This is a genomic window from Tersicoccus sp. Bi-70 (assembly GCF_001968825.1).
Classification (GTDB): Bacteria; Actinomycetota; Actinomycetes; order Actinomycetales; family Micrococcaceae; genus Tersicoccus.
Window position 1 is genome coordinate 453,044 of the sequence record NZ_MIEU01000011.1, and the last position, 26,175, is coordinate 479,218.

Annotated in this window: 25 protein-coding genes and 1 tRNA gene; 17 read left to right on the forward strand and 9 right to left on the reverse strand. The window is 73.0% G+C overall.

Annotated elements, in window-relative coordinates:
- Window positions 1-80 precede the first annotated feature (80 nt).
- Complete coding sequence (locus BGP79_RS08675) at window positions 81-476, reverse strand: cupin domain-containing protein (RefSeq protein WP_083701710.1); 396 nt, start codon at window positions 474-476, stop codon at window positions 81-83.
- A gap of 51 nt (window positions 477-527) precedes the next feature.
- Between BGP79_RS08675 and BGP79_RS08680 the strand changes: the two genes are divergently transcribed.
- A complete protein-coding gene (locus BGP79_RS08680) occupies window positions 528-1,604 on the forward strand; it encodes a GlxA family transcriptional regulator (protein ID WP_076694569.1) in 1,077 nt (358 codons plus the stop codon).
- A 101-nt stretch (window positions 1,605-1,705) separates the two neighbouring features.
- On the opposite strand, the gene BGP79_RS08685 is transcribed toward BGP79_RS08680, so the two are convergent.
- From BGP79_RS08685 to BGP79_RS08695, 3 genes are all read right to left on the reverse strand, one after another.
- Window positions 1,706-1,782, reverse strand: a tRNA-Pro gene (locus tag BGP79_RS08685).
- Between the two features lie 399 nt (window positions 1,783-2,181).
- A complete protein-coding gene (locus BGP79_RS08690; RefSeq protein WP_076694570.1) occupies window positions 2,182-3,138 on the reverse strand; it encodes a metallophosphoesterase in 957 nt (318 codons plus the stop codon).
- Between the two features lie 89 nt (window positions 3,139-3,227).
- A complete protein-coding gene (locus BGP79_RS08695; protein WP_076694572.1) occupies window positions 3,228-5,486 on the reverse strand; it encodes a transglycosylase domain-containing protein in 2,259 nt (752 codons plus the stop codon).
- A 36-nt stretch (window positions 5,487-5,522) separates the two neighbouring features.
- On the opposite strand from BGP79_RS08695, the gene BGP79_RS08700 reads away from it, so the two are divergent.
- The 3 genes from BGP79_RS08700 (at window position 5,523) to BGP79_RS08710 (ending at window position 7,174) form a co-directional block, all read left to right on the forward strand.
- On the forward strand, window positions 5,523-5,729 hold the full coding sequence (locus tag BGP79_RS08700) for a hypothetical protein (RefSeq protein ID WP_076694573.1): 207 nt from the start codon (window positions 5,523-5,525) through the stop codon (window positions 5,727-5,729).
- Between the two features lie 61 nt (window positions 5,730-5,790).
- A complete protein-coding gene (locus tag BGP79_RS08705; RefSeq protein WP_076694575.1) occupies window positions 5,791-6,279 on the forward strand; it encodes a RidA family protein in 489 nt (162 codons plus the stop codon).
- A 4-nt stretch (window positions 6,280-6,283) separates the two neighbouring features.
- A complete protein-coding gene (locus BGP79_RS08710; protein ID WP_143588349.1) occupies window positions 6,284-7,174 on the forward strand; it encodes an NUDIX hydrolase in 891 nt (296 codons plus the stop codon).
- A 91-nt stretch (window positions 7,175-7,265) separates the two neighbouring features.
- Here BGP79_RS08710 and BGP79_RS08715 read toward each other — a convergent pair whose 3' ends face one another.
- Entirely contained in the window at window positions 7,266-7,943 is a 678-nt protein-coding gene (locus BGP79_RS08715; RefSeq protein ID WP_076694814.1) for a Crp/Fnr family transcriptional regulator, read from the reverse strand.
- A 342-nt stretch (window positions 7,944-8,285) separates the two neighbouring features.
- Between BGP79_RS08715 and BGP79_RS08720 the strand changes: the two genes are divergently transcribed.
- Window positions 8,286-9,467 (forward strand): MarP family serine protease, encoded by a 1,182-nt coding sequence (locus tag BGP79_RS08720; protein ID WP_076694577.1) that lies wholly within the window; start codon window positions 8,286-8,288, stop codon window positions 9,465-9,467.
- A 41-nt stretch (window positions 9,468-9,508) separates the two neighbouring features.
- Here the strand turns inward: BGP79_RS08720 and aroQ are convergent, their stop codons facing one another.
- Together aroQ and acs are read right to left on the reverse strand one after the other, a co-directional pair.
- Window positions 9,509-9,961 (reverse strand): type II 3-dehydroquinate dehydratase, encoded by a 453-nt coding sequence (aroQ, locus tag BGP79_RS08725; protein WP_076694579.1) that lies wholly within the window; start codon window positions 9,959-9,961, stop codon window positions 9,509-9,511.
- 58 nt (window positions 9,962-10,019) lie between these two features.
- Window positions 10,020-11,996, reverse strand: coding sequence for an acetate--CoA ligase (gene acs, locus BGP79_RS08730; protein WP_076694580.1), 1,977 nt, complete (start codon window positions 11,994-11,996; stop codon window positions 10,020-10,022).
- A gap of 248 nt (window positions 11,997-12,244) precedes the next feature.
- On the opposite strand from acs, the gene BGP79_RS08735 reads away from it, so the two are divergent.
- Genes BGP79_RS08735 through BGP79_RS08745 form a run of 3 tightly spaced genes read left to right on the forward strand, consistent with a single transcriptional unit; the run spans window position 12,245 to window position 15,595 of the window.
- Entirely contained in the window at window positions 12,245-14,062 is a 1,818-nt protein-coding gene (locus tag BGP79_RS08735) for a hypothetical protein (protein WP_076694582.1), read from the forward strand.
- The gene (nth, locus tag BGP79_RS08740; RefSeq protein WP_083701712.1) at window positions 14,055-14,903 is read left to right on the forward strand and encodes an endonuclease III; all 849 of its coding nucleotides are present in this window, start codon (window positions 14,055-14,057) and stop codon (window positions 14,901-14,903) included. The genes BGP79_RS08735 and nth overlap by 8 nt, the downstream gene beginning before the upstream one ends.
- Window positions 14,900-15,595, forward strand: a complete 696-nt coding sequence (locus BGP79_RS08745; protein ID WP_076694583.1) for a CoA pyrophosphatase — start codon at window positions 14,900-14,902, stop codon at window positions 15,593-15,595. Before nth ends, BGP79_RS08745 begins: the two co-directional genes overlap by 4 nt.
- Before the next feature lie 13 nt (window positions 15,596-15,608).
- Here BGP79_RS08745 and BGP79_RS08750 read toward each other — a convergent pair whose 3' ends face one another.
- Window positions 15,609-17,258 carry a bifunctional 3'-5' exonuclease/DNA polymerase gene (locus BGP79_RS08750; RefSeq protein ID WP_076694584.1) on the reverse strand — a complete coding sequence of 550 codons (1,650 nt, stop codon included), beginning with the start codon at window positions 17,256-17,258 and terminating at the stop codon, window positions 15,609-15,611.
- A gap of 400 nt (window positions 17,259-17,658) precedes the next feature.
- Window positions 17,659-17,895, reverse strand: coding sequence for a hypothetical protein (locus BGP79_RS16600; RefSeq protein WP_076694585.1), 237 nt, complete (start codon window positions 17,893-17,895; stop codon window positions 17,659-17,661).
- Here BGP79_RS16600 and ssd point away from each other — a divergent pair.
- The 9 genes from ssd to BGP79_RS08805 all read left to right on the forward strand — a co-directional run bounded on the left by ssd (window position 17,879) and on the right by BGP79_RS08805 (window position 26,101).
- The gene (gene ssd / locus BGP79_RS08760) at window positions 17,879-19,015 is read left to right on the forward strand and encodes a septum site-determining protein Ssd (RefSeq protein WP_158067158.1); all 1,137 of its coding nucleotides are present in this window, start codon (window positions 17,879-17,881) and stop codon (window positions 19,013-19,015) included. The genes BGP79_RS16600 and ssd overlap by 17 nt on opposite strands.
- The gene (locus BGP79_RS08765; protein WP_076694587.1) at window positions 19,012-20,217 is read left to right on the forward strand and encodes a TadA family conjugal transfer-associated ATPase; all 1,206 of its coding nucleotides are present in this window, start codon (window positions 19,012-19,014) and stop codon (window positions 20,215-20,217) included. Before ssd ends, BGP79_RS08765 begins: the two co-directional genes overlap by 4 nt.
- Complete coding sequence (locus BGP79_RS08770; protein ID WP_076694588.1) at window positions 20,214-21,011, forward strand: type II secretion system F family protein; 798 nt, start codon at window positions 20,214-20,216, stop codon at window positions 21,009-21,011. The genes BGP79_RS08765 and BGP79_RS08770 overlap by 4 nt, the downstream gene beginning before the upstream one ends.
- Window positions 21,012-21,054: 43 nt before the next feature.
- On the forward strand, window positions 21,055-21,687 hold the full coding sequence (locus BGP79_RS08775; RefSeq protein WP_158067160.1) for a type II secretion system F family protein: 633 nt from the start codon (window positions 21,055-21,057) through the stop codon (window positions 21,685-21,687).
- A gap of 162 nt (window positions 21,688-21,849) precedes the next feature.
- Window positions 21,850-22,386 carry a DUF4244 domain-containing protein gene (locus BGP79_RS16925; RefSeq protein WP_233121290.1) on the forward strand — a complete coding sequence of 179 codons (537 nt, stop codon included), beginning with the start codon at window positions 21,850-21,852 and terminating at the stop codon, window positions 22,384-22,386.
- Between the two features lies 1 nt (window position 22,387).
- The gene (locus BGP79_RS16930; RefSeq protein ID WP_076694593.1) at window positions 22,388-22,852 is read left to right on the forward strand and encodes a TadE family type IV pilus minor pilin; all 465 of its coding nucleotides are present in this window, start codon (window positions 22,388-22,390) and stop codon (window positions 22,850-22,852) included.
- Window positions 22,849-23,214 (forward strand): Rv3654c family TadE-like protein, encoded by a 366-nt coding sequence (locus BGP79_RS08795; protein ID WP_076694594.1) that lies wholly within the window; start codon window positions 22,849-22,851, stop codon window positions 23,212-23,214. Before BGP79_RS16930 ends, BGP79_RS08795 begins: the two co-directional genes overlap by 4 nt.
- A 233-nt stretch (window positions 23,215-23,447) precedes the next feature.
- Window positions 23,448-24,707, forward strand: coding sequence for an LLM class flavin-dependent oxidoreductase (locus tag BGP79_RS08800; RefSeq protein WP_076694596.1), 1,260 nt, complete (start codon window positions 23,448-23,450; stop codon window positions 24,705-24,707).
- Complete coding sequence (locus BGP79_RS08805) at window positions 24,704-26,101, forward strand: NtaA/DmoA family FMN-dependent monooxygenase (RefSeq protein WP_076694597.1); 1,398 nt, start codon at window positions 24,704-24,706, stop codon at window positions 26,099-26,101. The genes BGP79_RS08800 and BGP79_RS08805 overlap by 4 nt, the downstream gene beginning before the upstream one ends.
- The last annotated feature ends 74 nt before the right edge of the window (window positions 26,102-26,175 follow it).

Below are 26,175 nucleotides of genomic sequence, written 5' to 3' on the forward strand. Positions count from 1 at the left end.
GGTGACCGCGGGCTCCTGTCGTGCTGCCGTGCTGTCGTGCTGCCGTGCTGTCGTGCTGTCGTCCGTCGCTGCGTGGTCCGTCAGGACGCCGGCGGGACCTCGCTCCAGGCCGGCTTCCCGCCCGCCGCGGTCGAGGTGATCGACCGGCCCATGATCATGAAGCGGGCCTCCTCCCGGGCGACGGGCGCGTGCTCCACCCCCTGCGGGACGACGAAGAGGTCGCCCGTGGCGAGGCGCACGGCACGCTCGGCCGCCGGGTCGCGCTCGTCGTCGCGCAGGCGCACCGTCAGTTCGCCCTCGAGCACCAGGAACAGTTCGTCCTGATCGTCGTGGTGGTGCCAGTTCACCTCGCCGATGCCTTTCGCGACCTTGACGAGGCTGCCGTTGGCGGAGGCGACGACCCGCTGCGACCAGTAGGAGTCCAGGTCGGCGGCGGCTGCGGCGAGGGTGACGGGCTGGGTGACGATGTGTGACATCCTTCGACGCTACGGTCGCGCGTGTCGGCGCACGAGTGCTAGGAATGGCACATGTCGCAAGGATCCTGGCAGCCGCCGCGCCCGATCCCGTCCGCTCCGTCGTCGATCGAGGAGCCGCATCGGGTCGCCCTGCTGGTCGACGACGGCTCCAACCCGTTCGAGATGTCCTGTGCGTGCGAGATCTTCGGAGCGTCCCGGCGGTCCGAGATCGGTTTCGATCCGTACCGGCTGACGGTCGTGGCGCCGTCCTCGCGCACGCGCATGCGGGCCGGCCTGTTCGAGATCACCGCGACCGGCACGCTGGAGGACCTGGCCGAGGCGGAGACCGTCATCGTCCCCAACCGGCCCGACGTCGCGACGCCCACGCGGCCGGCGGTTCTCGACGCCATCCGGGCGGCGCACGAACGCGGCGCCCGGCTCGTCGGCCTCTGCACCGGAGCCTTCACCCTCGCCGAGGCGGGCCTGCTGGACGGCCGCCCCGCCGCCGTGCACTGGCAGCTGGCCGCGGCGTTCCGCGCCCGGTACCCGCGGGTGCGGGCGCAGCCGGACGTCCTGTTCGTCGACGACGAGGACATCCTGACCTCGGCGGGCAGCGCCGCGGCGCTGGACCTCGGCCTGCACATCGTGCGGAAGGACCACGGCGCGGCGGTCGCCCACCACGTGAGCCGGCGCCTCGTCTACGCCTCGTTCCGGGACGGCGGCCAGCGGCAGTTCGCGGAGCACCCGGCGCCCGAGGCCGCGGACCGTTCCTTCGCGGCGACCATCGCCTGGGCGGAGGCGCAGCTCGACGCGCCGCTGGGCGTGCAGGACCTCGCCGCCCACGCGGGCGTCAGCGTCGCCACCGTGCACCGGCGCTTCCGCACCGCGTTCGGCACCACGCCGCTGGCCTGGCTCACCCTCCGGCGCGTGGAACTCGCCCGGCGACTGCTCGAGTACGACGCCGGGTCGGTGGAGATGATCGCGGCGCGCAGCGGGCTCGGATCCGCGGCCAACCTGCGGGCCCTGCTCCGGCGCCACACCGGCCTCACCCCGAGCGACTACCGCGCCCGGAATCGGGCGACCTCGACCCGTCCGGGCGTCCCGTGCCCGGAGGGCGACCGCGCGCAGGAGGACCTCCTGCGAACCTGACGTGTGCGGGGCCCAGCCGGCGGGACACATCCCGAGCAACGACGAAGGCCCGGACCCACATCCGTGGGTCCGGGCCTTCGTCGATGTCCTGTGACATCTGCTGGTCGGGGTGACAGGATTTGAACCTGCGGCCTCGTCGTCCCGAACGACGCGCGCTACCAAGCTGCGCCACACCCCGCGGAGATCCGCCTCGAGGGCGGCCAACGCAACTTGTCAAGGATAGCCGACGAACGGCCCGATCCTGAAACCGGCGCCACGAGCAGACGGCGCCGACGCGTCCGGCTCATCGCGGGCCGGAGACGGGCGCGGGCCCGGTACGGAGGTACCGGGCCCACGCGGCGCGGGCCGCCGTGCGCGGTGCGAATCTGGGGTAAGCACCGATCACGGGCCGGGCGCCAGCGGCAGCCGCTCCGCAGCCAGCCAGGGGGAACGGTTGGTGTGCTGCAGAACGGCGCCACTGTGTGGATCAACGCTGATCCACCCGAAATCTATCCCGAGACGATGATCACGTCGATGGGTAGAACTACCCATCGACTGTCGACGGTGATCGGAGGCGATCCGGCGTGCTCCGGTGTGGTCAGCGCTGCGACGCCGTCAGCGTCAGCAGCACCGCCTCGGGCGGGCAGGCGAACCGCACGGGCGCGTAGAACGAGGTGCCCAGGCCCGCGGAGACCTCGAGCACGGACTCGCGGCCCGCGACGGTCCAGCGGTGCACGCCGCTCGCCATCGACGTCGGCAGATCCGAGTTGGTGACGAGGGCGCCGACGCCCGGCACGCACACCTGGCCGCCGTGGGTGTGCCCGGCGAGGATGAGCCGCGCCTGGTCACGGGTGAAGGCGTCGAGGACGCGACGGTACGGGGCGTGGGTGACGCCGATCCGCACGTGCGCGGACACGTCCTGGTTGACGGCGCCGAGGGGAAAGCCCGTGTAGCGGTCGCGGCCGATGTGCGGGTCGTCCACACCGGAGAAGTCGAGCCGGGTGCCCTTGATCGCCAGCGACTGGTTCCGGTTCGCCAGGGAGATCCAGCCCGCGTTGCCGAAGGCCGTGTGCAGGGCGCCCGTGGGCAGTGACGTGGGCGGCTTCGCCGAGCGATCGCTGGGGCCGGTGAAGTATGTCAGGGGATTCTTCAGCACCGGGGCGAAGTAGTCGTTGGAGCCGGGCACGAAGACGCCGGGGAATCGCATCAGCGGCTCCAGCGCCTCGAGCAGCGGGGTCAGCGCGTTCCGGTGCCCGAGGTTGTCACCGGTGTTGACGACGAAGTCCGGTTCGAGATCGGCCAGCGACCGCAGCCACGACGTCTTCAGCCGCTGTCCCGGCACCATGTGGATGTCCGAGAGGTGCAGTAGCCGCATGGAGGGGGAGTCCGGCGGCAGGATCGGCAGGGTGGCCTCCCGCAGCTGGAATCGCTGCCGTTCGACGAGGACGCCCCACCCGGCCAGTCCGAGGCCGCCGGCGAGGGCGGCGCCCGCGGTCAACGCGGCGCCGGCTGCCAGGGGAACGTGCGAGCGGGAGCGAGTGCGGGTCATGGCCATCCTGTGATCGTGGTCGGTCGGGGGTCGTCGAACGTGCGTGATCGACTCACCCGTCGTGGGGCACCGCGCGGAGCGGCCCGGTGGACGGGTCAGCCGTTGTTGCCGGTGGTGTTGTCGAAGGGGTTGCTGTCGCTGGAACCGGTGTTGTCCGTCGAGCCGGTGCTGTCCGTGGAGCTGGAACTCGAACTACTGGCGTCGGAGTCGTTGCTCCGCACGACGCTCTGCGGCGGGTCGCTGAACGCTCCCGTGTTGTAGAGCGGCGCGACCTCCTTCATGTACTCCTGCCAGGCGCTGCCGGCGACCGTCGCACCGTCGACGTACTCGAGCGTCGTGCCGTCCCCGTAGAACTGGGCGCCCGGGTTGGCGCCACGGGCGTTGGGGGAGCGGTAACCGTCCGGGTACCCGACCCACGAGGCGGTGGCCAGGCCCTTGGTGTAGCCGACCATCCAGGTGTACTCGGAGTTGTCCGTGGTGCCGGTCTTGGCCGCGGCCGGGACGTCGATCCCGCGCTGGTAGCCGGAGCCGCGGATCAGCACCTGCTGCAGCACGCTGTTGACGCCCTGGGCGACCTCGGTCTTGATCGTCTGGCGGCAGTTGGCCTGCGGGACCTCGTAGGTCTTGTTGTTCCGGTCGGTGACGCTGGTGATGCCCACCGGAGCGCAGTACTTGCCGTCCGTCGAGAAGGTGGCGAACGCACTGGCCATCGTCACCGGGGAGACGCCGTCGGTACCGCCGATGAAGCTGGCGATCTTGAGGGAGTCGATCGGATCCCCGGTCGAGGCGTTGTGGATGCCGAGATTCTGCGCGATCTGGCCCATGTTGCACAGGTCGACCTTGGAGGCCATGGCGTACGTCGCGGTGTTGATGGACTGGTAGATGCCCTCCGCGGCCCGCATCTTCCGGTACCAGCCCTCTTCGGCGTTCTTCAGGTCGTGCGAGTCCTGCAGGGTGTCGTCGTATGCGCCGGTGACGCGGTGGTCGGCGGTCTGGCAGGACGCCTTCCACCGGAAGTCGGCCGGGTAGCGCCGCTTGGAGCCGTCGACGATGTCCTCGGTGTGGTGGCCCTCGTCCAGCCAGGTGGCCAGGGTGATCGGCTTGTACGTCGATCCCGGCTGCCAGCCGTTGCCGCCGCCGTCCTTCTTGTCGACGTTGAAGTTGATCTCGCTGATCCAGTTGTCCTTGCCGGTCAGCCGGGAGTTCTGCGCCATCGCCAGGATCTTGCCGGTGCCCGGTTCGACCGTGACGAGGGAGGAGCCGATCTTCGACGGATTCGCCCGCGGCGGCGCGATCCGGTCGGCCTGGGCCTGCGCCTTGTCCTGCAGGCGGGGGTCGAGCGTGGTCTTGATGGTCAGCCCGCCGCGGACCAGCAGCGCCTGGCGGTCCTCCCGGGTCTGGCCGAATGCGGCGTTGTTGTAGATCTGCTGCTCGACGTACGAGCAGAAGTAGGCGCCCCGGCTGGAGGCCGCGCAGCCCTGCTTCGGGGCGTTCACCTTCAGGGCCAGCGGCGCCTTCGCCGCCGCGTCGTGCTGCGCCTTGCTGATCTTCTTCTGGGCCAGCATCACGTCGAGCACGAGGTTGCGGCGCTTCGTGGCCTGCGCCGGCTGCGTCACCGGGTTGTAGAGGGTGGGCCCGTTGACGAGCCCGGCGAGCATCGCCGACTGCTGCAGGTTCAGGTTCTTGGCGGAGGTGCCCCAGAAGTACTGGGCGGCGGCCTCGACGCCGTACGCGTTGGGGTTGTAGAAGACGATGTTCAGGTAGTTCTCGAGGATCTGGTCCTTCGAGTACTTCTTCTCCACGGCGATCGCGAGCTTGGCCTCGCGGAGCTTGTCCCCGATGCCCTTCGCCCCGTTGAGGGTGATCGACGCGTCCTCACCGGCGCGGCTGCGCGCCTCGTTCAGGACGTTGTTGACGTACTGCTGCGTGATGCTGGAGGCGCCCTGCGTGCTGCCGCCGGCGATGTTGTTCAGGAGCGCGCGTGCGGTGCCCTGCACATCGATGCCGCCGTGCTCGTAGAAGCGACTGTCCTCGATGGCCAACAGGGAGGTCTTCACGTACGGCGACATCTGGTCCAGCTTGACCGGCTGCCGGTTCTCGACGTAGAAGGACGCGAGCTCCGAGCCGTCCGCCGCGAGCACGCGGGACGGGACGGAGAGGGGCCCGACCTCGAGCTCGGTCGGCAGCTCGTCGAAGAAGTCCATCGACGCGGTCGCCCCCATCGCGGAGACGGCCGCGCCGGGAACGAGCAGACCGGCGGCGAGGACGCCGCACAGCACACTCACCCCCAGGAAGGTGACGAATCGGGCCAGCGTGCTGATGGTCCGAGCCCCCGCGGACTTGCCTGATGCCATGACGGCCAGTGTACAAGGGAGGGTTACGCTGAACTCATGACCACCTGGGAGTACGCCACGGTGCCTTTGATGGTGCACGCGACGAAGCAGATCCTCGACAACTGGGGCTCGGACGGGTGGGAACTGGTGGCCGTGCTGCCGGGCGCCCCCACCGGGACCCCCACCTCCACGCCGGAGGGCAACATGGTTCCCCCGCCGCCGGGCAACCCGGTCGCGTACTTCAAGCGGCCGCGCGGGGACTAGTCTGTCGGCAGACAGGGGGCACCTCCCGGTGCCCCGCCGACGTGACGAGTGAGACCCCTCCATGACTGATCTCTCCTCCGACGCCCCGACCGGGGCGGTCGAGAGCCGGCTGGCCGACCTCGGCCGGACCCTCCCGTCCGTCGCCGCCCCCGTCGGTGCCTATGCGCCCGCGGTCGTCAGCGGCCGCTGGGCGTGGACCTCCGGGCAACTGCCGTTCGTGGACGGCGCCCTGCCGGCCACGGGCAAGGTCGGCGTGACCGTCGACCCGGCGACCGCCCAGGACCTCGCCGCGACCAGCGCGCTGAACGCGCTCGCCGCGATCAAGAGCGTGATCGGCGACCTGGACCGCGTGGTCCGCGTCGTCAAGGTCGTCGGCTTCGTGGCGTCCGATCCCTCCTTCACCGGTCAGCCGCAGGTCCTCAACGGGGCCTCCGACCTGATCGGCGCCCTGTTCGTAGACGCGGGCGTGCACGCCCGCTCGGCCGTCGGCGTCGCCGTGCTGCCGATGGATTCCCCGGTCGAGGTGGAGTTGGTTGTCGAATTCGACTAGCCGGTTGCTGCCCATGCCCGCCCCCTGGCGGGACGAGGCGGAGCACTGGGACACCGACGACGCACTGCCGCCCGCGAAGTCCCGCTGGGCGGTGGCCGTGATGCTGATGCGGGACGGGCCCGACGGTGTCGAGGTGTTCCTCGAGTACCAGACCGCACGGTCCGGCCTCGGCGCCGTGACCTTCGTGGGCGCCCCCCTGCGCGAGAACGACACCGCCCCGCTGCCGTGGACCGGACCCGTCGCGGCCCGCTGGGGCCAGCTGCTCGACGTCGAGGACCCGGAGCTGGCTCAGCGCCTGGTCTGCGGCGCCGCGCGCGTCGTGTTCGAACGGGCCGGCATCCTCCTGGGCAGCAGTGACGGCGACCGTGCCGCGGAGGTGACGAGCGGACCCGACGGCGAGCAGCGCCGTCGTGAGGTGCACGACGAGGAGCGGACCCTCGGGGACGTGCTGCGCCGTCGCGCGCTCGACCTCGACACCAGCCTGCTGCGACCCCTGAGCCGCTGGATCTCGCCGGCGTTCCTCCACAAGCGCCTGTGCACCCAGTACTTCGCGGTCGTCCTGCCGCTCGGTCAGGAACCGGCTCCGCTCGAGGGCGTCACGGGCTGGGGCCGCTGGTGCTCACCGGTCGAGCTGATGGCCGACCCCGCGTCGACCGCGCTCGGCGACGAGATCGACCAGCCCGACACCGTCGGCCGGCGGGTCGAGGACCTCGTACTGCCCGCCGTGCTGATCATGCTGCGCAAGCTCGCGAACCTCTCCTGCACCATCTCCTACATCTCGGAGAAGCGCCCGTCGCGCCAGTTCGAACCGGTGCTGGTCACCGAGGACGGCACGCCGATGCTGCGGGTCGACGGTCTGCCCGCTCCCGCGCGCCCGGTCGTCCACTCCCTGTAGGTCACCCCCGGCGTCCACGCTGTGGAGGACACGCGAGGTCGAGAACGACGAAGGGGCGCCGGAATCCGGCGCCCCTTCTCTCGTGCGTGAGTCAGCGGGAACGCTGGCGCAGACGCTGCATGTCGAGGATGACGACGGCGCGGGCCTCCAGGCGCAGCCAGCCGCGCTGGACGAACTCGGCGAGGGCCTTGTTCACCGTCTCGCGGGAGGCGCCGACCAGCTGGGCCAGCTCCTCCTGAGTGAGCTCGTGAGCGACGAGGATGCCGTCCGTCGCGGGACGGCCGAACCGGTCCGCCAGGTCCAGCAGCGCCTTGGCGACGCGGCCGGGGACGTCGGAGAACACCATGTCGGCCAGGGACTCGTCGGTGCGGCGCAGCCGCTGGGCGAGCGCGCGGAGCAGCTGGGTGGACACCTCGGGACGGGTCTCGATCGTCTTGCGCAGGTCGTCGTGCTTCAGGGCCACCAGGCGGGTCTCGGAGACGGCGGTCGCGGTGGCGTTGCGGGCGGCGGGGTCGAACAGCGCCATCTCACCGAACAGGTCACCGGGGCCGAGGATCGCCAGCAGGTTCTCCCGGCCGTCGGCCGCGGTACGGCCGAGCTTGATCTTGCCCGCGAGGATGAAGTACAGCTCGTCACCCTGGTCGCCCTCGCGGAACACGGAGGAACCGCGGGACAGGTTCACCTCGGTCAACCCCTCGGTGACCGCGGCGAACACGTCGTCCGCGAGCGGGGCGAACAGCGCCGACCGACGCAGTACCTCCAGGTCCATCGACATTACCGTTCCTCTCCGCCGGGCGCGGCTGATCATCTTCGCGGGTCGACCGGGCGCGATGTGCTCGCGCTCCGGCTACGACGTCGTCTGCGTTCATTGTGGCATGAGCCACAGCCGAGGCGTGCGCACCGGGCCGGAGACCACCCGAGAACACTACCCACGGACCGTGATCGGCCGCTGACAACGGCGGATGCCGTCCTCAGCCGCCGTCGTCCCGGCTGCGCCGGTGGGCACCGGCGAGTTGTCGGTTCCGGTCCAGTCGGCTGCCAGCGCGGGCCGTTACGCTCGGACCACGGTCCGGCCGGCCATCGGCTGGGGACCGCGGAAGGAAGAACACCCGTGCCCATCTCCCTGCTCGACGTCGTCCTGCTGCTCGTCCTGATCGGCTACCTGGTCCACGGATTCCGTGTCGGGTTCCTCGTCAGCATCGGCGGTCTCGCCGGCTTCGCGCTCGGCGCGGTCGCCGCGTTCTTCGCCGTGCCCCTGGTCAGCCAGTGGGTCACGGACAGCGCCTGGCGGACACCGGCGGCCATCGCCGTCATCATCGTCCTCCTCGTCATCGGCAGCAGTCTCGGCTCCCGCTTCGGGGCCGTGATCCGCCGCGCCGTGGGTCGGATCGGCCCCATCCGCGCCCTGGACCGCGGGCTCGGCGCCGCCGTCAACGTGATCGTGTGCTCGCTCGTGCTCAGCCTGCTCTCGTTCGCGGTCTCCACCATGGGCGTGCCCATGCTCTCCCGCGCCATCGCGGGTTCGGCGGTGCTGCAGACCGTCGACCGGCTCACGCCACCGCCGCTGGCCGCGTCCATGGCCAGGGTGCGGGCGGGACTCTTCGCGAACGGGGGCATCCCGCGCATCCTCGCCGAGAACCTGCAGAGCACCCCCGTCCCGGTGCCGGACGAGTCCACCGACACCCCGGCGCTGCGCGCGGCCGCCGGTTCGGTCGTGCGGATCACCGGCAACGCCTACCAGTGCGGGCAGAACCAGACCGGCTCCGGCTGGGTGATGGCGCCGGGGCGGGTGGTGACCAACGCGCACGTCGTCGCGGGGGTGGGCCAGCCCGTCGTGGAGGTGCCGAACCAGAACGCCCTGCCGGCCGACGTCGTGCTGTTCGACCCGGTCAAGGACATCGCGGTGCTCGCGGTCGACGGACTGGGCACGGCGGCGCTGGAGGCGGGCAACCCCCTCGCGGGCGGCGACTCGGCGGTCGTGGCGGGTTACCCGCTCGGCGGGCCGTACCAGGCGAAGCCGGCGGGGGTGCAGTCCCGCGGCTCGGTGCGGATCCCGGACATCTACGGGACCGGGACCTCGTCGCGCGAGGTGTACCAGCTCTCCGCCGACGTGCAGCAGGGCAACTCCGGTGGGCCGCTGCTGGACACGCGTGGCCGGGTGGTCGGCATGGTGTTCGCCAAGTCGCGGGAGAACGTCCCGGTCGGCTACGCCCTGACCCTCGCGCAGGTGCGCTCCGTGGTCGACGGGGCCGGCACGTCCGAGGTGTCGACCGGAGCCTGCATCCGCGGCTGACGCCGGCTTGCTGCTCGCTTGCTCTCAGCCGACCCGGCCGGTCAGCCCTCGGTCAGCAGCCGCGCGAGGTGCTCGACGGCGAGGGTGTAGCCGTGCACCCCGGCGCCGATGATGACGGCGTCCGCCTGGGCCGACACGTACGAGTGGTGCCGGAACGCCTCGCGCCGGTGCACGTTGCTGATGTGCACCTCCACGACGGGCATCGGCTGCACGGCCTCGAGGGCGTCGGGCAGCGCGATCGAGGTGTGGCTGTAGGCGCCGGGGTTGATGACGATGCCGGCGTGCACGCCGCGGGCGGCGTGGATCGCGTCGAGCAGGGCGCCCTCGTGGTTGGACTGGACGAACTGCACGTCCAGGTCGTGCGCCGCGGCGGCGTCGCGCACCTGCGCCTCGACGTCGGCCAGCGTCGCGTGCCCGTAGGTCTCGGGCTTGCGCGTGCCCAGCAGGTTGAGGTTGGGCCCGTTGAGCACGAGCAGGCTGCGGCGATCACTCATGGGACCAGTGTGCCGCAGCCCGCCCGCGCTCTGTTGTTGCCTACCTGTCGGTCGCCGCCTACTTCGCGAAGTCCGCCGCGATCTGGTTCATCACGGTGCTGTCCGCCAGTGTCGTCGCGTCGCCGACCTCGCGGCCCTCGGCGACGTCCTTGAGCAGGCGCCGCATAATCTTGCCGGACCGGGTCTTCGGCAGCTCGGGGACGATGAGGACCTTCCGCGGCTTCGCGATCGCGCCGATGTCCTTGCCCACGTGCTGGCGCAGCGTCTCGCTCATCGCGTCGTGGTCCTCGTCCGCGGCGGACCCGCGGAGGATGACGAAAGCGATCACGGCCTGCCCGGTGGTCTCGTCCGCGGCACCGACGACGGCGGCCTCCGCGACCGCGGGGTGACCGACGAGGGACGACTCGATCTCGGCGGTGGAGAGCCGGTGACCGGAGACGTTCATGACGTCGTCCACCCGGCCGAGCAGCCAGACGTCGCCGTCGTCGTCCTTCCGGGCACCGTCGCCGGCGAAGTACATGCCCTCGAACCGGGACCAGTAGGTGTCGACGAAGCGGTCCGGGTCGCCCCAGATGGTGCGCAGCATGGACGGCCACGGCTCCCGGACCACCAGGTAGCCGGCCCCGCCGTCCCCCACCGAGGCGCCCGTCTCGTCCACGACGTCCGCGGTGATGCCCGGCAGCGGTACCTGCGCCGAGCCCGGCTTGGCCGCCGTCACACCCGGCAGCGGCGAGATCATGATGGCGCCGGTCTCGGTCTGCCACCAGGTGTCGACGACGGGGCAGCGCTCCCCGCCGATCACCCGGCGGTACCACATCCACGCCTCGGGGTTGATGGGTTCGCCGACCGAGCCGAGGACGCGCAGGGAGGAGAGGTCGTACTGCCCGGGGATGTCCTCGCCCCACTTCATCATGGTGCGGATCGCCGTCGGCGCCGTGTAGAGGATCGTCACCCCGTACTTCTGCACCAGCTCCCACCAGCGGCCCTGGTGGGGCGTGTCCGGGGTGCCCTCGTAGATCACCTGGGTGGCGCCGTTGACCAGCGGGCCGTAGACGACGTAGCTGTGCCCGGTGACCCAGCCGATGTCGGCGGTGCACCAGTAGACGTCCGTTTCCGGGCGCAGGTCGAAGACGTTGCGGTGGGTGAACGCGGCCTGCGTGAGGTAGCCGCCGGTGGTGTGCAGGATGCCCTTGGGCCGCCCGGTGGTGCCGGAGGTGTAGAGGATGTAGAGCGGCTGCTCGGCCTCGAAGGCCTCGGCCGTGTGCTCGGCGGACGCGGTCTCCACGGTGTCGGCCCACCACTGGTCCCGCCCCTCGGTCCACTCGACCGGCTCGCCGTTGCGCTTGACCACGACGACGTTCTCGACGGTGGACTTCCCGTCCGCCAGGGCCGCGTCCACGGCCGTCTTCAGGGCGCTCGGCTTGCCGCGCCGCCAGGTGCCGTCCGCGGTGACGACGAGCTTCGCCTCGGCGTCGTCGATCCGGCTGCGCAGGGCGTCGGCGGAGAAGCCGCCGAAGACCACCGAGTGGGCGGCGCCGATGCGCGCGCAGGCCAGCATGGTGATGACCGCCTCGGGGATCATCGGCAGGTAGACGGCCACCCGGTCGCCCGCGGTGACCCCGAGGGCGGTGAAGGCGTTGGCGGCCTTCTTCACCTCCTCGGTCAGCTGCGCGTAGGTGTAGGTGCGGGTGTCCCCGGGCTCACCCTCGAAGTGGATGGCCACCCGCTCGCCGTTGCCGGCCTCGACGTGCCGGTCCAGCGCGTTGTAGGCGGCGTTCAGCCTGCCGTCCCCGAACCACCGCGCGAACGGCGGGTTGGACCAGTCGAGGGTCTCGGTGAAGTCGGTCTCCCAGGTCAGCAGCTCACGTGCCTGCGCCGCCCAGAACGCGAGCCGGTCCTCGCCCGCCTCGGCGTAGAGCGACTGCTGAGCCACGGCGTCGCGCGCGAAGGCGGGATCGGGGGCGAAGGAGCGGCTCTCGTGGGAGAGGTTGTCCATGGGGGCGGTCTCGCTGCCGGTGGACTGATCCGATGACATGGCGCACCTTTCTCTGGTCGCGTTCGTGCTCGTCGGGTGTCGTTTCCGTCAGACTACGGGACCGGGCCGGGCGGGTGTGCCGTGCGTCACGCGTACGGGGTTGCCGTGGGGTTGCACCGGGCTCGGCTGGGCGTTCGCGTGCGGCCCGGCCCGGGGGCGGCTGGTTCCCGTGTCCGCGCCATGACTAGGCTGGACGCGAATCGATGCCGTGCGCCGCGGCACCCGGCGCTGCACCGCGAGGAGGACCCATGGGTCAGGACCCGCTCGAGAACGACCGGATCGGCAGCCGCCGGCCGGAGACGACGACGCCGGGTTCGCCGGGGTCCGCAACCGGCAGGACGACCGCGTCGGCGACCGTTCCCGGATCCGCCGCCGCGTCATCCCGTGAGGCGACCGGCCGGGCCGCGCAGGAGGGGATCGGACAGGACCAGCGCCAGCGCGCCGTCGCCGGGCCGTTCACGGTCCGCGACCTGACGGTGCTCGGGTCCATCGTCGTGCTGCTCATCGGCAGCGTCATCCCGCTGGTCATGGACGTCGGCAACGGCTACAACGTGTACGCCAACCTGTGGAACATCGGGTCCTCGGCCCAGATCGTCGTCTTCGGGCTCATGCTGCCGCTGGTGGTCGGTGCCCTCTTCATCGCGCGACGGCTCAGCGGCAAGGAGGAGATCCTGCGGGTCGGCTCCCTGTCCCTGGACCAGTTCGCCTCGGTGGTGGCGTCGGTGGCCACCGTGTTCCACTTCCTCAGCGTGGCGAATTTCTTCCAGGCCGGGCCGATCATCGCCCTGATCGGTGCCCTCGGCATGCTCGTCGCGACGGTGGGCGGGCCGCACATCCCCGGCTTCGCCTCCGACTTCGTAGTGCGTCCCTCCGTCGAGGCCCGGCTCGTCGCCCGGCCGGCGGTGCCCGCGTATCAGGCGCCGAAGCCCGAGAAGCCTGAATCCGACACCTCCTCCGCCGGCACGTCGTCCGGCACGTCGTCCGGCACGGTGGCCGGCTCGGCCGCCCGCCCGGTCGGGGGCAACGCCGCCGGCACCCGCCGGGACGCCGATGAGAACCGCGCCACTGCGGGCGGAACCGCCGGCACGGGTTCAGATCCGGGCGCGATGGCCGCCGGTGCCGGTCTCGGCGCGGGTGCGGCAGGTGCGGCCGGTGCCTTCACCGGCCGGAACGCCGGCTCGACCCACGGTGATGACGACACGGACACGAGCACCGATACCGACGAGGACACGCGGGTCACGGGGTCGTCCTCGTCTCTCGCCTCGTCCTCACCCGAGACGTCCTCGCTCTCGTCGTCCGCGACCCGGTCTGCCACGACTCGCGACGACGTCGACACCGACACCTCCGACACCGACGGCTCCGACACCGACAGCGCCGACACCGACGACGCCCTCGACGGGACGGATACCACCGGGAGCGATGCGGCCGACACCGACGCTCCGGGACAGGCACATGATGCCCGCACGACCGCCGTCCCGACGGTCACGGGCGCGGAGCACGGCTCCACGGGCCACCACGACGATCGAGGCGACGACGCTGCCGACCTCGACGACACCGTTGCCCGACCGATCACGACCGATGCCGTCTCGACCGGGGCGGACGACGACGACATGACCGCCATCCGCCCGCAGCAGTGGCAGACGGCCGACGCGGTGTGGGCGGACGACGCGGACACCGTCGCGCGGCCGGCGGTCCGCGACGCGGAGCCGCCGACGCAGCAGACCGAGCTCACCGATGACTCCCGCGCGAACGAGCGGTCGGCCGGTGGCCGCGGGGCGTCGGCCGTCTCGGCACCCATCGGCGCCGTCGTCGATCCCGAGGATGACGCTGACGGTCACGAGACCGATGACACGGGTCGCGGTCGCGCGGACGAGTACGAGGCCTTCTGGTTCGCCGTCGGCTACGCGCGTCCCGTCTTCGACGAGCGCAGCGGGCAGCAGCAGTTCATGCTCGAGCCCGGCGCCTGGATCCTCGCCCTGCAGGACCGGGGCAGCTCCTTCGTCGTCCAGCACACGGACGGCCGGGTCGCCGTCCTGCACGACCTGAACAGCATCGAACGTGCCTGATCCGGCGTCGCGCCGCACGGGCAGCCGGGCGGCCAGTGCCGAGTCAGCCACCCGGGCGGCCAGTGCCGAGTCAGCCCTCGCCCGGAAGCGTCGTGCCCGCCGGATCAACCGGGAGCTGGCAGAGACCTACCCGTACGCGGTCGCGGAGCTGGACTTCCGCAACCCGTTCGAGCTGCTCGTCGCGACCGTGCTCTCGGCGCAGACCACGGACGTACGGGTCAATTCCGTCACGCCCGCCCTCTTCGCCGCGTACCCGGACGCGCACGCCCTCGCGGCCGCCGACGAGGCCCGGCTGCAGGAACTCATCCAGCCGACGGGGTTCTTCCGCGCCAAGGGACGCAGCCTGCTCGCCCTGGCCACCAGGCTGGTGGACGAGTTCGACGGCGAGGTGCCCCCGAAGCTGGACGCCCTCGTCACCCTGCCCGGCGTCGGCCGCAAGACCGCGAACGTCGTCCTCGGCAACGCCTTCGGGATCCCTGGGCTGACCGTCGACACCCACTTCGGCCGCCTGTCCCGCCGTCTCGAGCTGACGACGTCTGAGGACCCGGTCCAGGTGGAGAAGGACGTGGCCGAGCTGATCGAACGGTCCGAGTGGACGATGTTCTCGCACCGGCTCATCTTCCACGGGCGCCGCGTGTGCCACGCCCGCAAGCCCGCGTGCGGGGCGTGCGCGATCGCCGGCCTGTGCCCCTCCGCCGGGATCGGGGAGACCGACCCGGCCGCCGCCCGCTCCCTGCTGAAGTACGAGCTGGCTCCCGGGCGGGAGGCCCTCCTGGCCCGCGCGCGGGAGGGCGCGACCCGCGAGCAGTTGCGCGCCGAGGGGTTCTCACTCGGCACATGAGCGCCTACACCGATCTGTCCGCTCTCGGCGCCCGCGGGGACGCGCTGATCCGCGGGTCCGCGGCGGACGCGCTGCGCGGACTCGACCCCGCCACCGCCCGCGCCGCGGCCGTGCTGATGCTCTTCGGGGTGCTCGACGACCGTCCCGCCGACACGGGCAGCACCTGGGCGCCCGCCGATCTCGACGTGCTGCTCGTCGAGCGGTCGCGGCGGCTCGGCCACCACCCCGGCCAGATCGCCTTCCCCGGCGGAGGCGTGGACGCGACCGACGCCTCGGTCGAGGCCGCCGCCCTGCGGGAGGCCCGCGAGGAGACCGGTCTCGACCCCACCGGCGTCGAACTGCTCGGCACGATGCCCGAGGTCGGTGTGCCGGTCTCCGGCTACCGGGTCACACCGGTGCTCGGCTGGTGGGCCACCACGTCGGCGATCACCGTCGTCGACCGCGGCGAGTCCGAACGCGTGTTCCGGGCCCCTGTCTCGGACCTGCTGGACCCGGACCGGAGGGTCACGGCCGTCGTCGAGCGCGGACGGCTGCGGCACCGCTCGCCCGCCTTCCTGCTCGACGGTGAAGCCGACGCCGGCGACGCAGGCGTCGTGTGGGGTTTCACCGGCCTGCTGCTCAGCGGCCTGTTCGACCAGCTCGGCTGGACGGTGCCGTGGGACGAGTCGCGGCGCATCCCCGCACCGCTCTGAGGGGTCCGCCTCCTCACTTGGCCTGGTCGTAGCTGTCGACGACGGCGACGGTGACCGGGAAGTCGTCGGGTCCGGCCCCGAAGAGCAGGGCGGCGGCCGCCGCGGCGGCGGCCTTCACCTCGGCGACCACCGCGTCCACCTCGTCGTCCGGCACGTGCAGCACCAGCTCGTCGTGGACGAAGAACACCAGGCGGGCGGCGCGCCGCTGCTCCCGCAACCGTCGCCGCAGGTCGGCCAGCCAGGACATCGCCCACTCGGCCGCGGAGCCCTGGACCACGAAATTGCGGGTGAACCGGCCGTGGGCACGCAGCACCGGCTGATCGCCCCGGGCCAGCGCCGCCCGCAGCCGCGGACCCGCCTGCGGGGTGCTGCGCCCGAGGTGGGTGCTGACGGGTCGGCCGGCCTCCCCGAGCCGCGCGGCCGCCTCGACGAGGGCCACCGCGCGCGGGAACGAGCGGGCCAGCTGGGGAACCAACCGGCCGGCCTCGCCCGTCGTCGCCCCGTACATCGCCCCGAGCATCGCGACCTTCGCCGCGGAGCGTTCGCCACCGAACCCGCGCTCGGCGACACCGGCGTACAGGTCCCGGCCCCGGGCGGCGGCCGCCAGGGCGTCGTCGACCGCCATTGCGCCGAGCACCCGCGGCTCGAGCTGCGCCGCATCCGCGACGACGAGCTTGTGGCCGGGGTCGGCGTGCGCCGCCGCGCGGATCTGGTGCGGGATCTGCAGGGCACCGCCACCGCTGGTCGCCCAACGACCGGTGACGACGGCACCGATCACGTAGTCGGGCCGGAACCGGCCGTCCCGCACCCACGCGTCCTGCCAGGCCCAGCCGTTGGCCGTCAGCAGCCGGGACAGCTGCTTGTACTCCAGCAGCGGGGCGATCGCCGGGTGGGAGTGCCGCGCCAGCTCGCCCTTGCGCGTCGTGGCGACGTCGATGCCGGCGCGATGCAGCGCGCGCAGCAGTTCCTGCGGCGAATCCGGATTGAGGGTCGGTGCGCCCAGAGTCTCCTGCAGGACGCCGACGAGCTGCTGCAGCTTCTGCGGGCGCTGGCCGTGCGGAACCCGGGGGCCGAGGACCCGTTGCAGATAGGCGTCGTGCAGGTCCGCGCGGAACGGCAGGCCGGCGTGGTGCATCTCGGCGCCGGCCAGCGCTCCCGCCGACTCGGCGGCCAGTAACAGCCGCAGCCGCCCGGGGTGCTCGCTGGTGGCGACGGCGTCCAATTGGGCCGCGAGTTCGGCGATCAGCTCCTCGGCCGACGGGTCCTGCTCGCCGGCCGGAGCGGCGCCGAGGGCGGCGTCGAACAGGGCGGCCTGGCTCTCGTCGGGGGCCGTCTCCCCGTCCAGGTCGTCCACGGTCCGCGGGGCCAGCCGGGGATCCGGCGCGTAACCGGAGGCGGCCGCGTCCTGGGCGTGGCCGAGGATCCGGCCGGACAGCCCGAGGTCGTGCGCGCGGGCGACGGTGACCCCCGCGCGGAGCCAGCGCGGATACCAGTCCGTGGCGCGGGCGAACACCCAGCGGGTGCTGAGGGTCGCCTCGCGGTGCGCGACGGCGGCCGCCAGCTCGTCCGGCTGCAGCCGCTCGGCCGCTCCGGTGGGCACCCCGGCGTCGTCGGCGTCCTGCAGCAGGACGGCGCCGGCGTCGCGGGCGACCAGGGTGTACATGCGTCCATCCTGCCGTGCGCCGCGGACGGTTCTCGCCCGGGGGCCTTGGTGTGGGCTGTCGCGGCAGCTCGTTCCCGGGTGGCCGGAGTCACGCGCCGGCATCGGGAGCGAGGTGGTGCGGGGGCCTCGGTGTGGGCTACCGCGGCGCGGGGTCCGCGGGAGGAAGCGTGGGCTTCTTCCTCCCCAGCGGCCGCAGGTCTCCCTCCTTCCCGGGTGCTGCGCCGGCTTCTCCCTCCCCAGGCGGCCGCGGGCCGCGCGTTGTGCACAACCGTCGGCGTCCGAGTGGCCGCATCCCGCCCGCCGGCGCACCGTGAGGCATGGTCCTCTTCTCTCCACGTCTCGACTCGGCCCCACCCCCGGGCCCACGCCCGACCGCGCATTCGATGGCGCGCCCGGCCCGTCACCGTTCGACCGGGGTGGACGCGGTCGGCATGGCCGCTGAGGACCCGCCTCCAGGGGGTCCGGCTGCGGGCGTGGCACCGGCGACGTCCACCGACGTGCGCGCGGGTCCGCCGACGGCTCCGCCGCTGTCGAGAAGGGTGTCGTCGAACTCGCTGGCGCTGAGCGGGACACCGTCGCGTGTTCTGCCCTCGGCCTCGATCGGGTGGGTGCCGGCCGCGATGGCGGGATCGGGCATCGTCGCGGTGACCGGCTCGGCGCTGTTGCAGGCGGAGATCGAACGCGTCGCCTCCGCGGCGGGGCGCACGGTCACGGTCATCGCCGATCTCCGGGAGGGCGGCCCGGCGAGCGAGGCCACCGCCGTCGACCCCCTCCTGCTGTCCGCGCCGGTCGTCCTGCTCGGCAGCGACGTCGCGCTCGCGGGAATGCTGTCGGCGGATGACGCGGTGGCGCGGTCGAGGGACCGGCCATGGCGGGGAACGACGATCATCGTGGGCCTGGCCGGTGAGGGGGCCGCACTGTGGGAGGCCGCCGGGCACTGGGACGCCGATCGCGTCGCCGTCGTCCCGGACGCCTCTGCCTGGCTGGTCGACGTGCTGGCCGACGACGCCGTCGACACTCGGCCGCGCGCTCGCGGCCTCGCGCAGGACATCACCGCCGAGGGAGGGTCGGTCGTCGGGGTGATCGGGGGATGCGGCGGGGTCGGCGCCACGTCGTTGTGCATCGCGGTGGCCGAGGCGGCGCGTCGCACGGGTGTCGAGGCGCTCCTCGTCGACGCGAACGCCTGGGGCGGCGGCATGGACGAGATGCTCGACGCGGCGGAGGAGCCCGGTGTGCGGTGGACAGAACTGCGTGAAGCGGTCGGCCGGATCGCGGGTGATCAGCTGAAGGAGGCGGTGCCGCAGGCCCACGGCCTTCCCCTGCTCACCGGCACCGTGGACACCGTTCCCGCTCATGCCCTCGCCGCCGTGATGACGGCCGCGCGCGAGGCCTACGCCGTGACGGTCGTCGATGTCGGCCGCGACCGCGCCGCCCTGCACGAGTGGGTCCGGCTCGTCGACCGGGTGATCCTCGTCCTACCGGCTCGCGCCGTGGGAAGCGCCGCCGTCCTGACCGCCGTGCTGCAGGACGTCGACCCGGATCGCGTGCTCGCCGTGATCGCGGGAAGGCCCCCGGACGGGCTCGACCCCGAGGCGGTGGCCGCCGACGCCGGCGCGCGGCACTACGTGGTGTGGCGCTCGCTGCCGTCGGTGGGCCGTCGTCTGGGGGCGGGCCTCCAACCCTCCGGTCTGGTCGGCCGCCGGTGCCACGCGCCCGAGGCGATCCTCCACTTCGCCGGCGCGGGGGCGCCCGGATGACCGCATCACGGGACCACGGCGCCCTCCGACCTTCCCTGTCCGCTGCCGCCGGCCTCCTCCTCGATCAGGGGGAGGCGGTCACTCCGGCCAGCGTGGCCCGCGCCCTCGCGGACAGTGGTCACCTGCTCGGTTCGAGTGGCACCCTGACCGCGATCGACGAGATCACGGCGGAGTTGACCGGGCTCGGCCGGCTGGCGCCGCTTGCTCGCGACGCGTTGACGACGGACATCGTCGTCAACGGCCCGGACGCCGTGTGGGTGGACCGCGGGCGCGGGATGGAGCGGACCGCTGTGCGCTTCGGCTCGGAGGCCGAGGTGCGCGCTCTCGCGGTCCGGCTCATCGCCGCGGCCGGAGGGCGCCTGGACGACGGGCGCCCCAGCGCCGACGCTCAGCTGACCGGCGGCACGCGCGTGCACGCCGTCCTGCCTCCGGTGTCCGTCACGGGCACCCTGCTGTCCATCCGCCTGCAGCGGCACCGGAGGGCGTCGCTGGCCGACCTGGAGCACGCCGGCATGCTCGCCGAGCGGGACGCGCACCTGCTCCGGTCGATCATGGCCGCGCGACGGAACCTCCTCATCAGCGGGGCCACGGGCAGCGGCAAGACGACCCTGCTGGCGGCCCTGCTGGGGGAAGCGGACCCGAGCGAGCGGTTGGTGCTGATCGAGGACGTCCCGGAACTCGAACCGGAGCACCCCCACGCCGTGCGACTGCAGGCCCGGCGCGGGAACGTCGAGGGGGCAGGTGCGGTCGAACTGACCGACCTCGTGCGCCAGGCGCTGCGTATGCGACCGGACCGGCTGGTCGTGGGGGAGTGCCGCGGCGAGGAGATCCGGGACCTGCTCGGAGCGATGAACACGGGTCACCGGGGGGCGGGTGCCACCGTGCACGCCAACACCGCGTCGACGGTACCGGCGCGACTGGTCGCCCTCGGGGCGCTCGCCGGCTGGTCTCCCGAGACGACCGCGATCCAGTGCGTCTCCGCGCTAGACGTGGTGATCCACCTCAGTCGCGGGACCGGTGGCCGTGCCGTCACGGAGATCGCGGTGCTCGGACTCGAGGACCGGGGCCGGTTGCGGGCCGACTCGGCGCTGACGGCACCCACCATCGCCGCCGCACGTTCAGGGCTGACCCGCGGACCGGGATGGGAGCGCTTGACCGCCCTGCTCGACGACCGTCCGCTCGACGAGGCGGGTCCGCCGTGACGGGCGTGCTGGTCGCCTCCCTGCTGGCGGCGGCCGTGACGCTGGCGGCCGTCACCGCGACCGCCGGAGCGAGCACCCGGACGCGTCGCCGCTCCGGGGTCACGCCGCTGCCCGACGTCCGCCACCTACGCCGCCGCGGCCGGGCAGGACGTCGACGACCGGCCACCGACGACCTCGACGATCAGGTTCGCACCCTGCGTCAGCTCAGCGCACTGCTCGCAGCCGGGCGGCCCCTGACCGCGGTGTGGACGGACGTCCTGGCCGGTCGCGCGGCCACCTCGGACCGAGACGTCGCACCCAACACGGCGGTGGATCGCATGCTGCAGGCGGCCGAACGGGCTGCCCGCTGGGGACACGACCCGACCGAAGCCCTCCGGGACGTCCGATGGGCGGCGCCCATGAGCTCGACCGGGCGGCAATCGCGGAAAGGAGCCGATCGCGCGGTCGCCGGTGCGCTGGCGGCAGGGTGGGTGGGTCTGGCCGACTGCATCGACATCGCCCGGGTGACGGGAGCGCCGCTCGCCGGCCTCCTCGACCGGTTCGCCGCCGCCCAGGCGGACGCCCGCGACGCCGACGCCGCCCGCGCCGTCGCCCTCGCCGGTCCGGCGGTGACGGTCCGCATCCTCCGGTGGCTGCCGGCGGCCGGGCTCGCCCTGGGCATCCTCATGGGCACCGACCCGCTCCGGGTGCTGGCGACGACCCCCGCCGGGTGGGTGCTGACGATCCTTGCCGCCGGCCTGATGGTGCTCGGCCACCTGTGGGTCCGGCGTCTGCTGATCGCGGCGGCCGCCTGATGCGCCGACGGCTCCGAGCCGTGCGACGGGGCACACCGCCATGGTGACCGGGCTGGTAGTCGCCGCGCTGTGTGCGGCGGCCGTCGTCGTCGCGGGTCTGTCCGGCGGCAGAAGCGGGCCGCGGGCTCGTAGCGCCGCGCTCACTCACCCGAGGCTGCCTGCCGGCACCGCGCGACAGGGGAGGACGTCCGACCGCGGTCCGCGGCCGGACGCTGCCCTGCTGCTCGATCTGCTCGCCGCGATGCTCGACGCCGGTGTCTCGATCGATACCGCGCTCGCTCTACTGGCCGGGATACATGCGAACTCCGTGGGAGCCGCCCTGGACCGGGTCGTCGCCGCTCGGCGCCTCGGCGCCGACTGGCCGTCCGCCGTCGCCATGGTCGAGGGCACCGCGTCGTCGTTGCGTCCCGGATCGGAGTCCCGCGAGGCGCTCGTGTCACTCGGCCCGCTGCTCGAGGCGGTGGTCTTCGCGGCGACGACCGGGACGCCGTCGGCGGAGCTGCTGCGATCCCGCGCGGGCGAGCTGCGCGGCCGGCGGAGGCGAGAGACCGAACGACGGGCGGCGTCGCTCGGGGTGCGACTGGTCCTCCCGCTGGGGCTGTGCCAGCTCCCGGCCTTCATCTGCCTGGGCATCGCCCCGGTCGTGGTCGCGCTGCTACCGGCCCTCGGCTCGTGATCGCCCGTGGGCGACCTGCCGGCTCCGTCGGGTCTTCCTCCACAGGACCGGCGCCTCGCCGAGTTGTCCACCGACGCCGACACGCCCCTTTGTTCGTCGACGTCCCCGATCGACGCTGGGACCAGCGGCCGTGCTGGACGGCCACCGAGGAGAGGAACAGCCATGTCACACCCCGCACTTCACCCCGCGCTCACCGACCTGACGCCGGACGGTGATGCGGTCGAGCCGTCCGGCGGCTCGGCCCCGGGCACCGCGGACGGGTCGCTGCGCGCGGACCACCCGGGAGCAACGCGCTCGACGCTCGAACACGGACCGGGCGATCACCTCGGCGGTGTGTCTCGCGAGCATGCCGACGACCGCGGGGTGATCCGGCTCGACCAGCACCGGGCTCGTCGTCACCCCGGCGGGACGACGACCGGAGCGGACGCGGGGCAGATGCGCGCGGACGCCGACTCGACGGAGGAGGGCACGGAACGGAGGACGGCGCGGTGGCGCCCCCGTCACGCCCGGCGGCGTCTAGCAGCGCGGATGGCCCTGTGCCGCCGCGTTCTGCGCGGTGACGACGGGATGGCCACCGCGGAGTACGCCATCGCCACCCTGGCCGCCGTCGGCTTCGCAGGACTGCTCGTCCTCATCCTGAAGGGCAATGAGGTCAAGGGCCTGTTGACGGCCATCATCCGTCAGGCTCTCGGCGGCTGAGATGAACGCGCCTCCGTCGCGGCAACGCGGCGCCGTGACCGCGGAGCTGGCGGTCACCCTGCCGGCTGTCGTGCTCCTCCTCGCGCTGCTGGTCACCGGCGCCGTGGCCGGGATGACGCAGGTGCGCGTGGAGGGCGCCGCCCGCGCCGCGGTACGAGCACTCGCCCGCGGGGATGCGGCCCCGACGGCCACCGCCCTGGCACTCGCTCAGGCCGGCGCCGGCGCACGCGTGTCGATCATCGGCGCAGGAGCACAGGTGCGGGTCCGCGTCGAACAGCGGGTGCCCGTCCTCGGTGGGGTGGTCCTGCCCCTGTCCGTCGCGGCGGAGGCGACTGCCTCGCGGGAGGCAGCCGGTGCGCGGCCCGCCGGCCCTGACGGACCGGGACCGGACGGCCGCGCCCGTCGGGGATCGGTGGCGGCGACAGTCGGGTCGGCCGCGACCGTGCATCAGCGGCCAGACCGGTGAGGGGTCGGACTGCCGGGGACGGCGACCGAGGTGCCGGAACCGTGCTGGTGCTCGGCCTGTGCGCGGTGGCACTCGTACTGCTCGGCGTCCTGATGCTCGTCGGCCAGGCGGCGGCCGCGCAGGCGCGAGCATCCACCGGCGCCGACCTGGCGGCGCTGACCGCCGCAGACACCGCCCGAGGATTGCGGTCCGGTGATCCGTGTGCAGCCGCGGCCTCCATTGCCGCGGCGAACCGGGTGCGCATGACCGGTTGCCGGATCGGGACGGAACGCGGCGGGACCGCGGAGATCGTCGTCAGCGCCCCGATGCCCTATCCGTGGCCGGCCGCCATCGCGCGAGCCCGCGCCGGTGCACCCCCGTGACGCCGGGTGCACCGGACGGCACGCCCAGGGGGGGTTGGCGGACGCAGCGCCTCCGACGCCGGGCTCCGACGACGTCGTGACGCCTATGCCTCCTGCCGTGATGACGCGAGCGTGTTACCGGCCGTGACGGCGCGGATGGACCGGGAGAGTCGTGCGCGCTTGGCTGGAGACCGTACTGGCCGGACCGTGTCGCGTCCGTGATGTGCCCGGTCAGCGCGCGGACAGGAGAAGCGATGACCACCCCTCTGCACCTCGCGGTCGGCCTCGACGGCGCCGGATGGCACCCGGCCGCCTGGCGGGAGGCGCCGACGCGGGCCGCCGACGTCTTCACCGGCCGACCCTGGCTCGAGGCGGTTCGCCGGCTGGAGGATGCGGACGTCGACGCCGTGTCCTTCGAGGACGGCCTGGGTCTGCAGCCGCCGACCGGGCACCTGGCCGACCCGGCGGAATCCGGCCGGCTCACCGGGAGGCTCGACGCGTCCCTGATCGCGGCCTGGCTCGCCGGTCAGACCACACGGATCGGTCTCATCCCCACCATCACGACGACCCACACGGAGCCGTTCCACACCGCCACCAACATCGCGAGCCTGGACCACGCGAGCCAGGGCCGGGCCGGGTGGCGCGTGCAGATCTCGGCCCGCGCCCACGAGGCCGACCACGTCGGTCGCCGCGACCTGTCGGCGCTGGACGACCCGAACCAGCGCGAGGCCGCCGTCGCCGACCTGCTCGGGGAGGCCGGCGACGCCATCGAGGTGGCGCGCCTGCTCTGGGACAGCTGGGAGACGGACGCGGAGATCCGCGACGCGGCGACCGGTCGCTTCATCGACCGCGACAGGCTCCACCGAGCGGCTTTCGCCGGGTCGCGGTTCAGCGTGCTCGGGCCGTCGATCACGCCCCGCCCGCCGCAGGGCCAACCCGTCGTCATGGTGCTCGCTCACACGCCCGTCGTCCAGGAGCTCGCGGCCCGTGGTGCCGACGTCGTTCTCGTCACCCCGCAGACCGACGCCGACATCCCCCTGCTGATCGAGCAGGTCCGCGTCGCGGAGCAGCGGGTGGGCCGCATCGGACGGCCGCTGCAGATCTGGGCGGATGCGGCCGTCGGGCTCGCCTCGTCCGACGCGGCCGCCGCCACGCGGCTGGACGACCTGGACGCACGGGCCGGCGAGCCGTTCGCCGGCGACGCGGCACTGCTCACGGGCAGCGCAGCGACCGTCGCCGAGCGGCTGAACGCCTGGCACGCCGCCGGTCTGGACGGCGTCCGGCTGCGCCCCCTCACCACCGCCGTCGACGTCCCGGCCATCGCCGATCACCTCGTTCCGCTGATCCGGCGGACGGCCCGGCAATCGGAGGTGACCGGTGCGAGCGCCACTCTGCAGGAGCGCCTCGGACTCGGGTCCGCCGCGAATCGCTTCGCGGCGACTCCGCCGTTCTCCACCACCTCGCCCTCCACCACCTCGCCCTCCTCCACGACCCCGACCGGAGCGCCCGCATGAGCGGCACGAAGAAGCAGATCCATCTCGCCGCCCACTTCCCGGGCGTCAACAACGCCACGGTGTGGAACGACCCGGCGTCGGGCAGTCAGATCGACATCGCGTCGTTCCGGCACTTCGCGCAGAACGCCGAACGCGGGCTGTTCGACTTCCTGTTCCTGGCCGAGGGCCTGCGGCTGCGGGAGCATCGCGGGCACATCCACGACCTCGACGTCGTCGGCCGGCCCAATACGCTGTCGATCCTCGCGACCCTCGCCGGGATCACCTCGCACCTCGGTCTGGTCGGCACCCTGAGCGCCACGTTCAACGAGCCGTACGAACTCGCGCGGCAGCTGCAGACCCTCGACTGGCTCTCCGGGGGCCGCGCCGGCTGGAACGTCGTGACGACGTCGGACGCGTTCACCGGGGAGAATTTCCGCCGCGGCGGCTACCTCGACCGCGAGGACCGCTATCACCGCGCGGCGGAGTTCATCGAGGTCTCCCGCCGGCTCTGGGACTCCTGGGACCCGGGTGCGGTCACCGCCGACACCGAGCACGGCCGGTTCCTGGCCGACGGAGCCGTGCACCCGGTCGATCACCACGGCCCGCAGTTCGACGTCTCCGGGTACGGGACGCTGCCGCGCTCACCGCAGCGCCACCCCGTCATCGTCCAGGCCGGTGACTCCGGTGACGGCCGCGAGTTCGCCGCCGCCAACGCCGAGGTCATCTTCTCCCGGCACAGCGGACTCGCCGATGCGCAGGCGTTCTACGCCGACGTCAAGGGACGGCTGCCCGGCTACGGCCGCAGCCACGACTCACTGAAGATCATGCCCGCCGTCACGTGCGTCATCGGCGACACCCCGGCCGAGGCGGAGGAGCGAGCACGGCACATCCGCCGGCAACAGGTCAGCCCGCAGACGGCGATCGCCCTGCTCGAACAGGTGTGGGGCCGTGACCTCAGCGCGTACGATCCCGACGGCCCGCTGCCCGACGTCGATCCCGACCCGGGCGGGTCGATCGTCCAGGGCCGCGTGCGGCAGCACCAGGACGCCCTCGCGACGGCCAACCGCTGGCGCGAGCAGGCCGAGGTTGAACACCTCAGCATCCGCGAGCTGATGATCCGGGTGTCCGGCTCCTACTCCTTCGTCGGCACCCCCGCCCAGGTCGCGGCCGAGATGGACGAGTACGTGCAGGAGGATGCGACCGACGGCTTCGTCATGATCGGGCACCTGACGCCGGGTGGCCTCGACGACGTGACGGACCGGGTGATCCCCGAACTGCAGGAACGCGGGTCGTTCCGCACCGCCTACCCGGAGGGCGCCACCCTGCGGGAGCTGCTCGACCTGCCGCCGCTGGAGGCCGACGACGGCGTCCTCGCCGCGCGCGGCGCCGGCGCCGGAACGCCGGCGGCCCGATGAGCACCGCGACGGTCATGAGGCTGGGGACCCGCCGAGCGCCCGAAACCGGGACCCGCCGAGCGCCCGGAACCAGG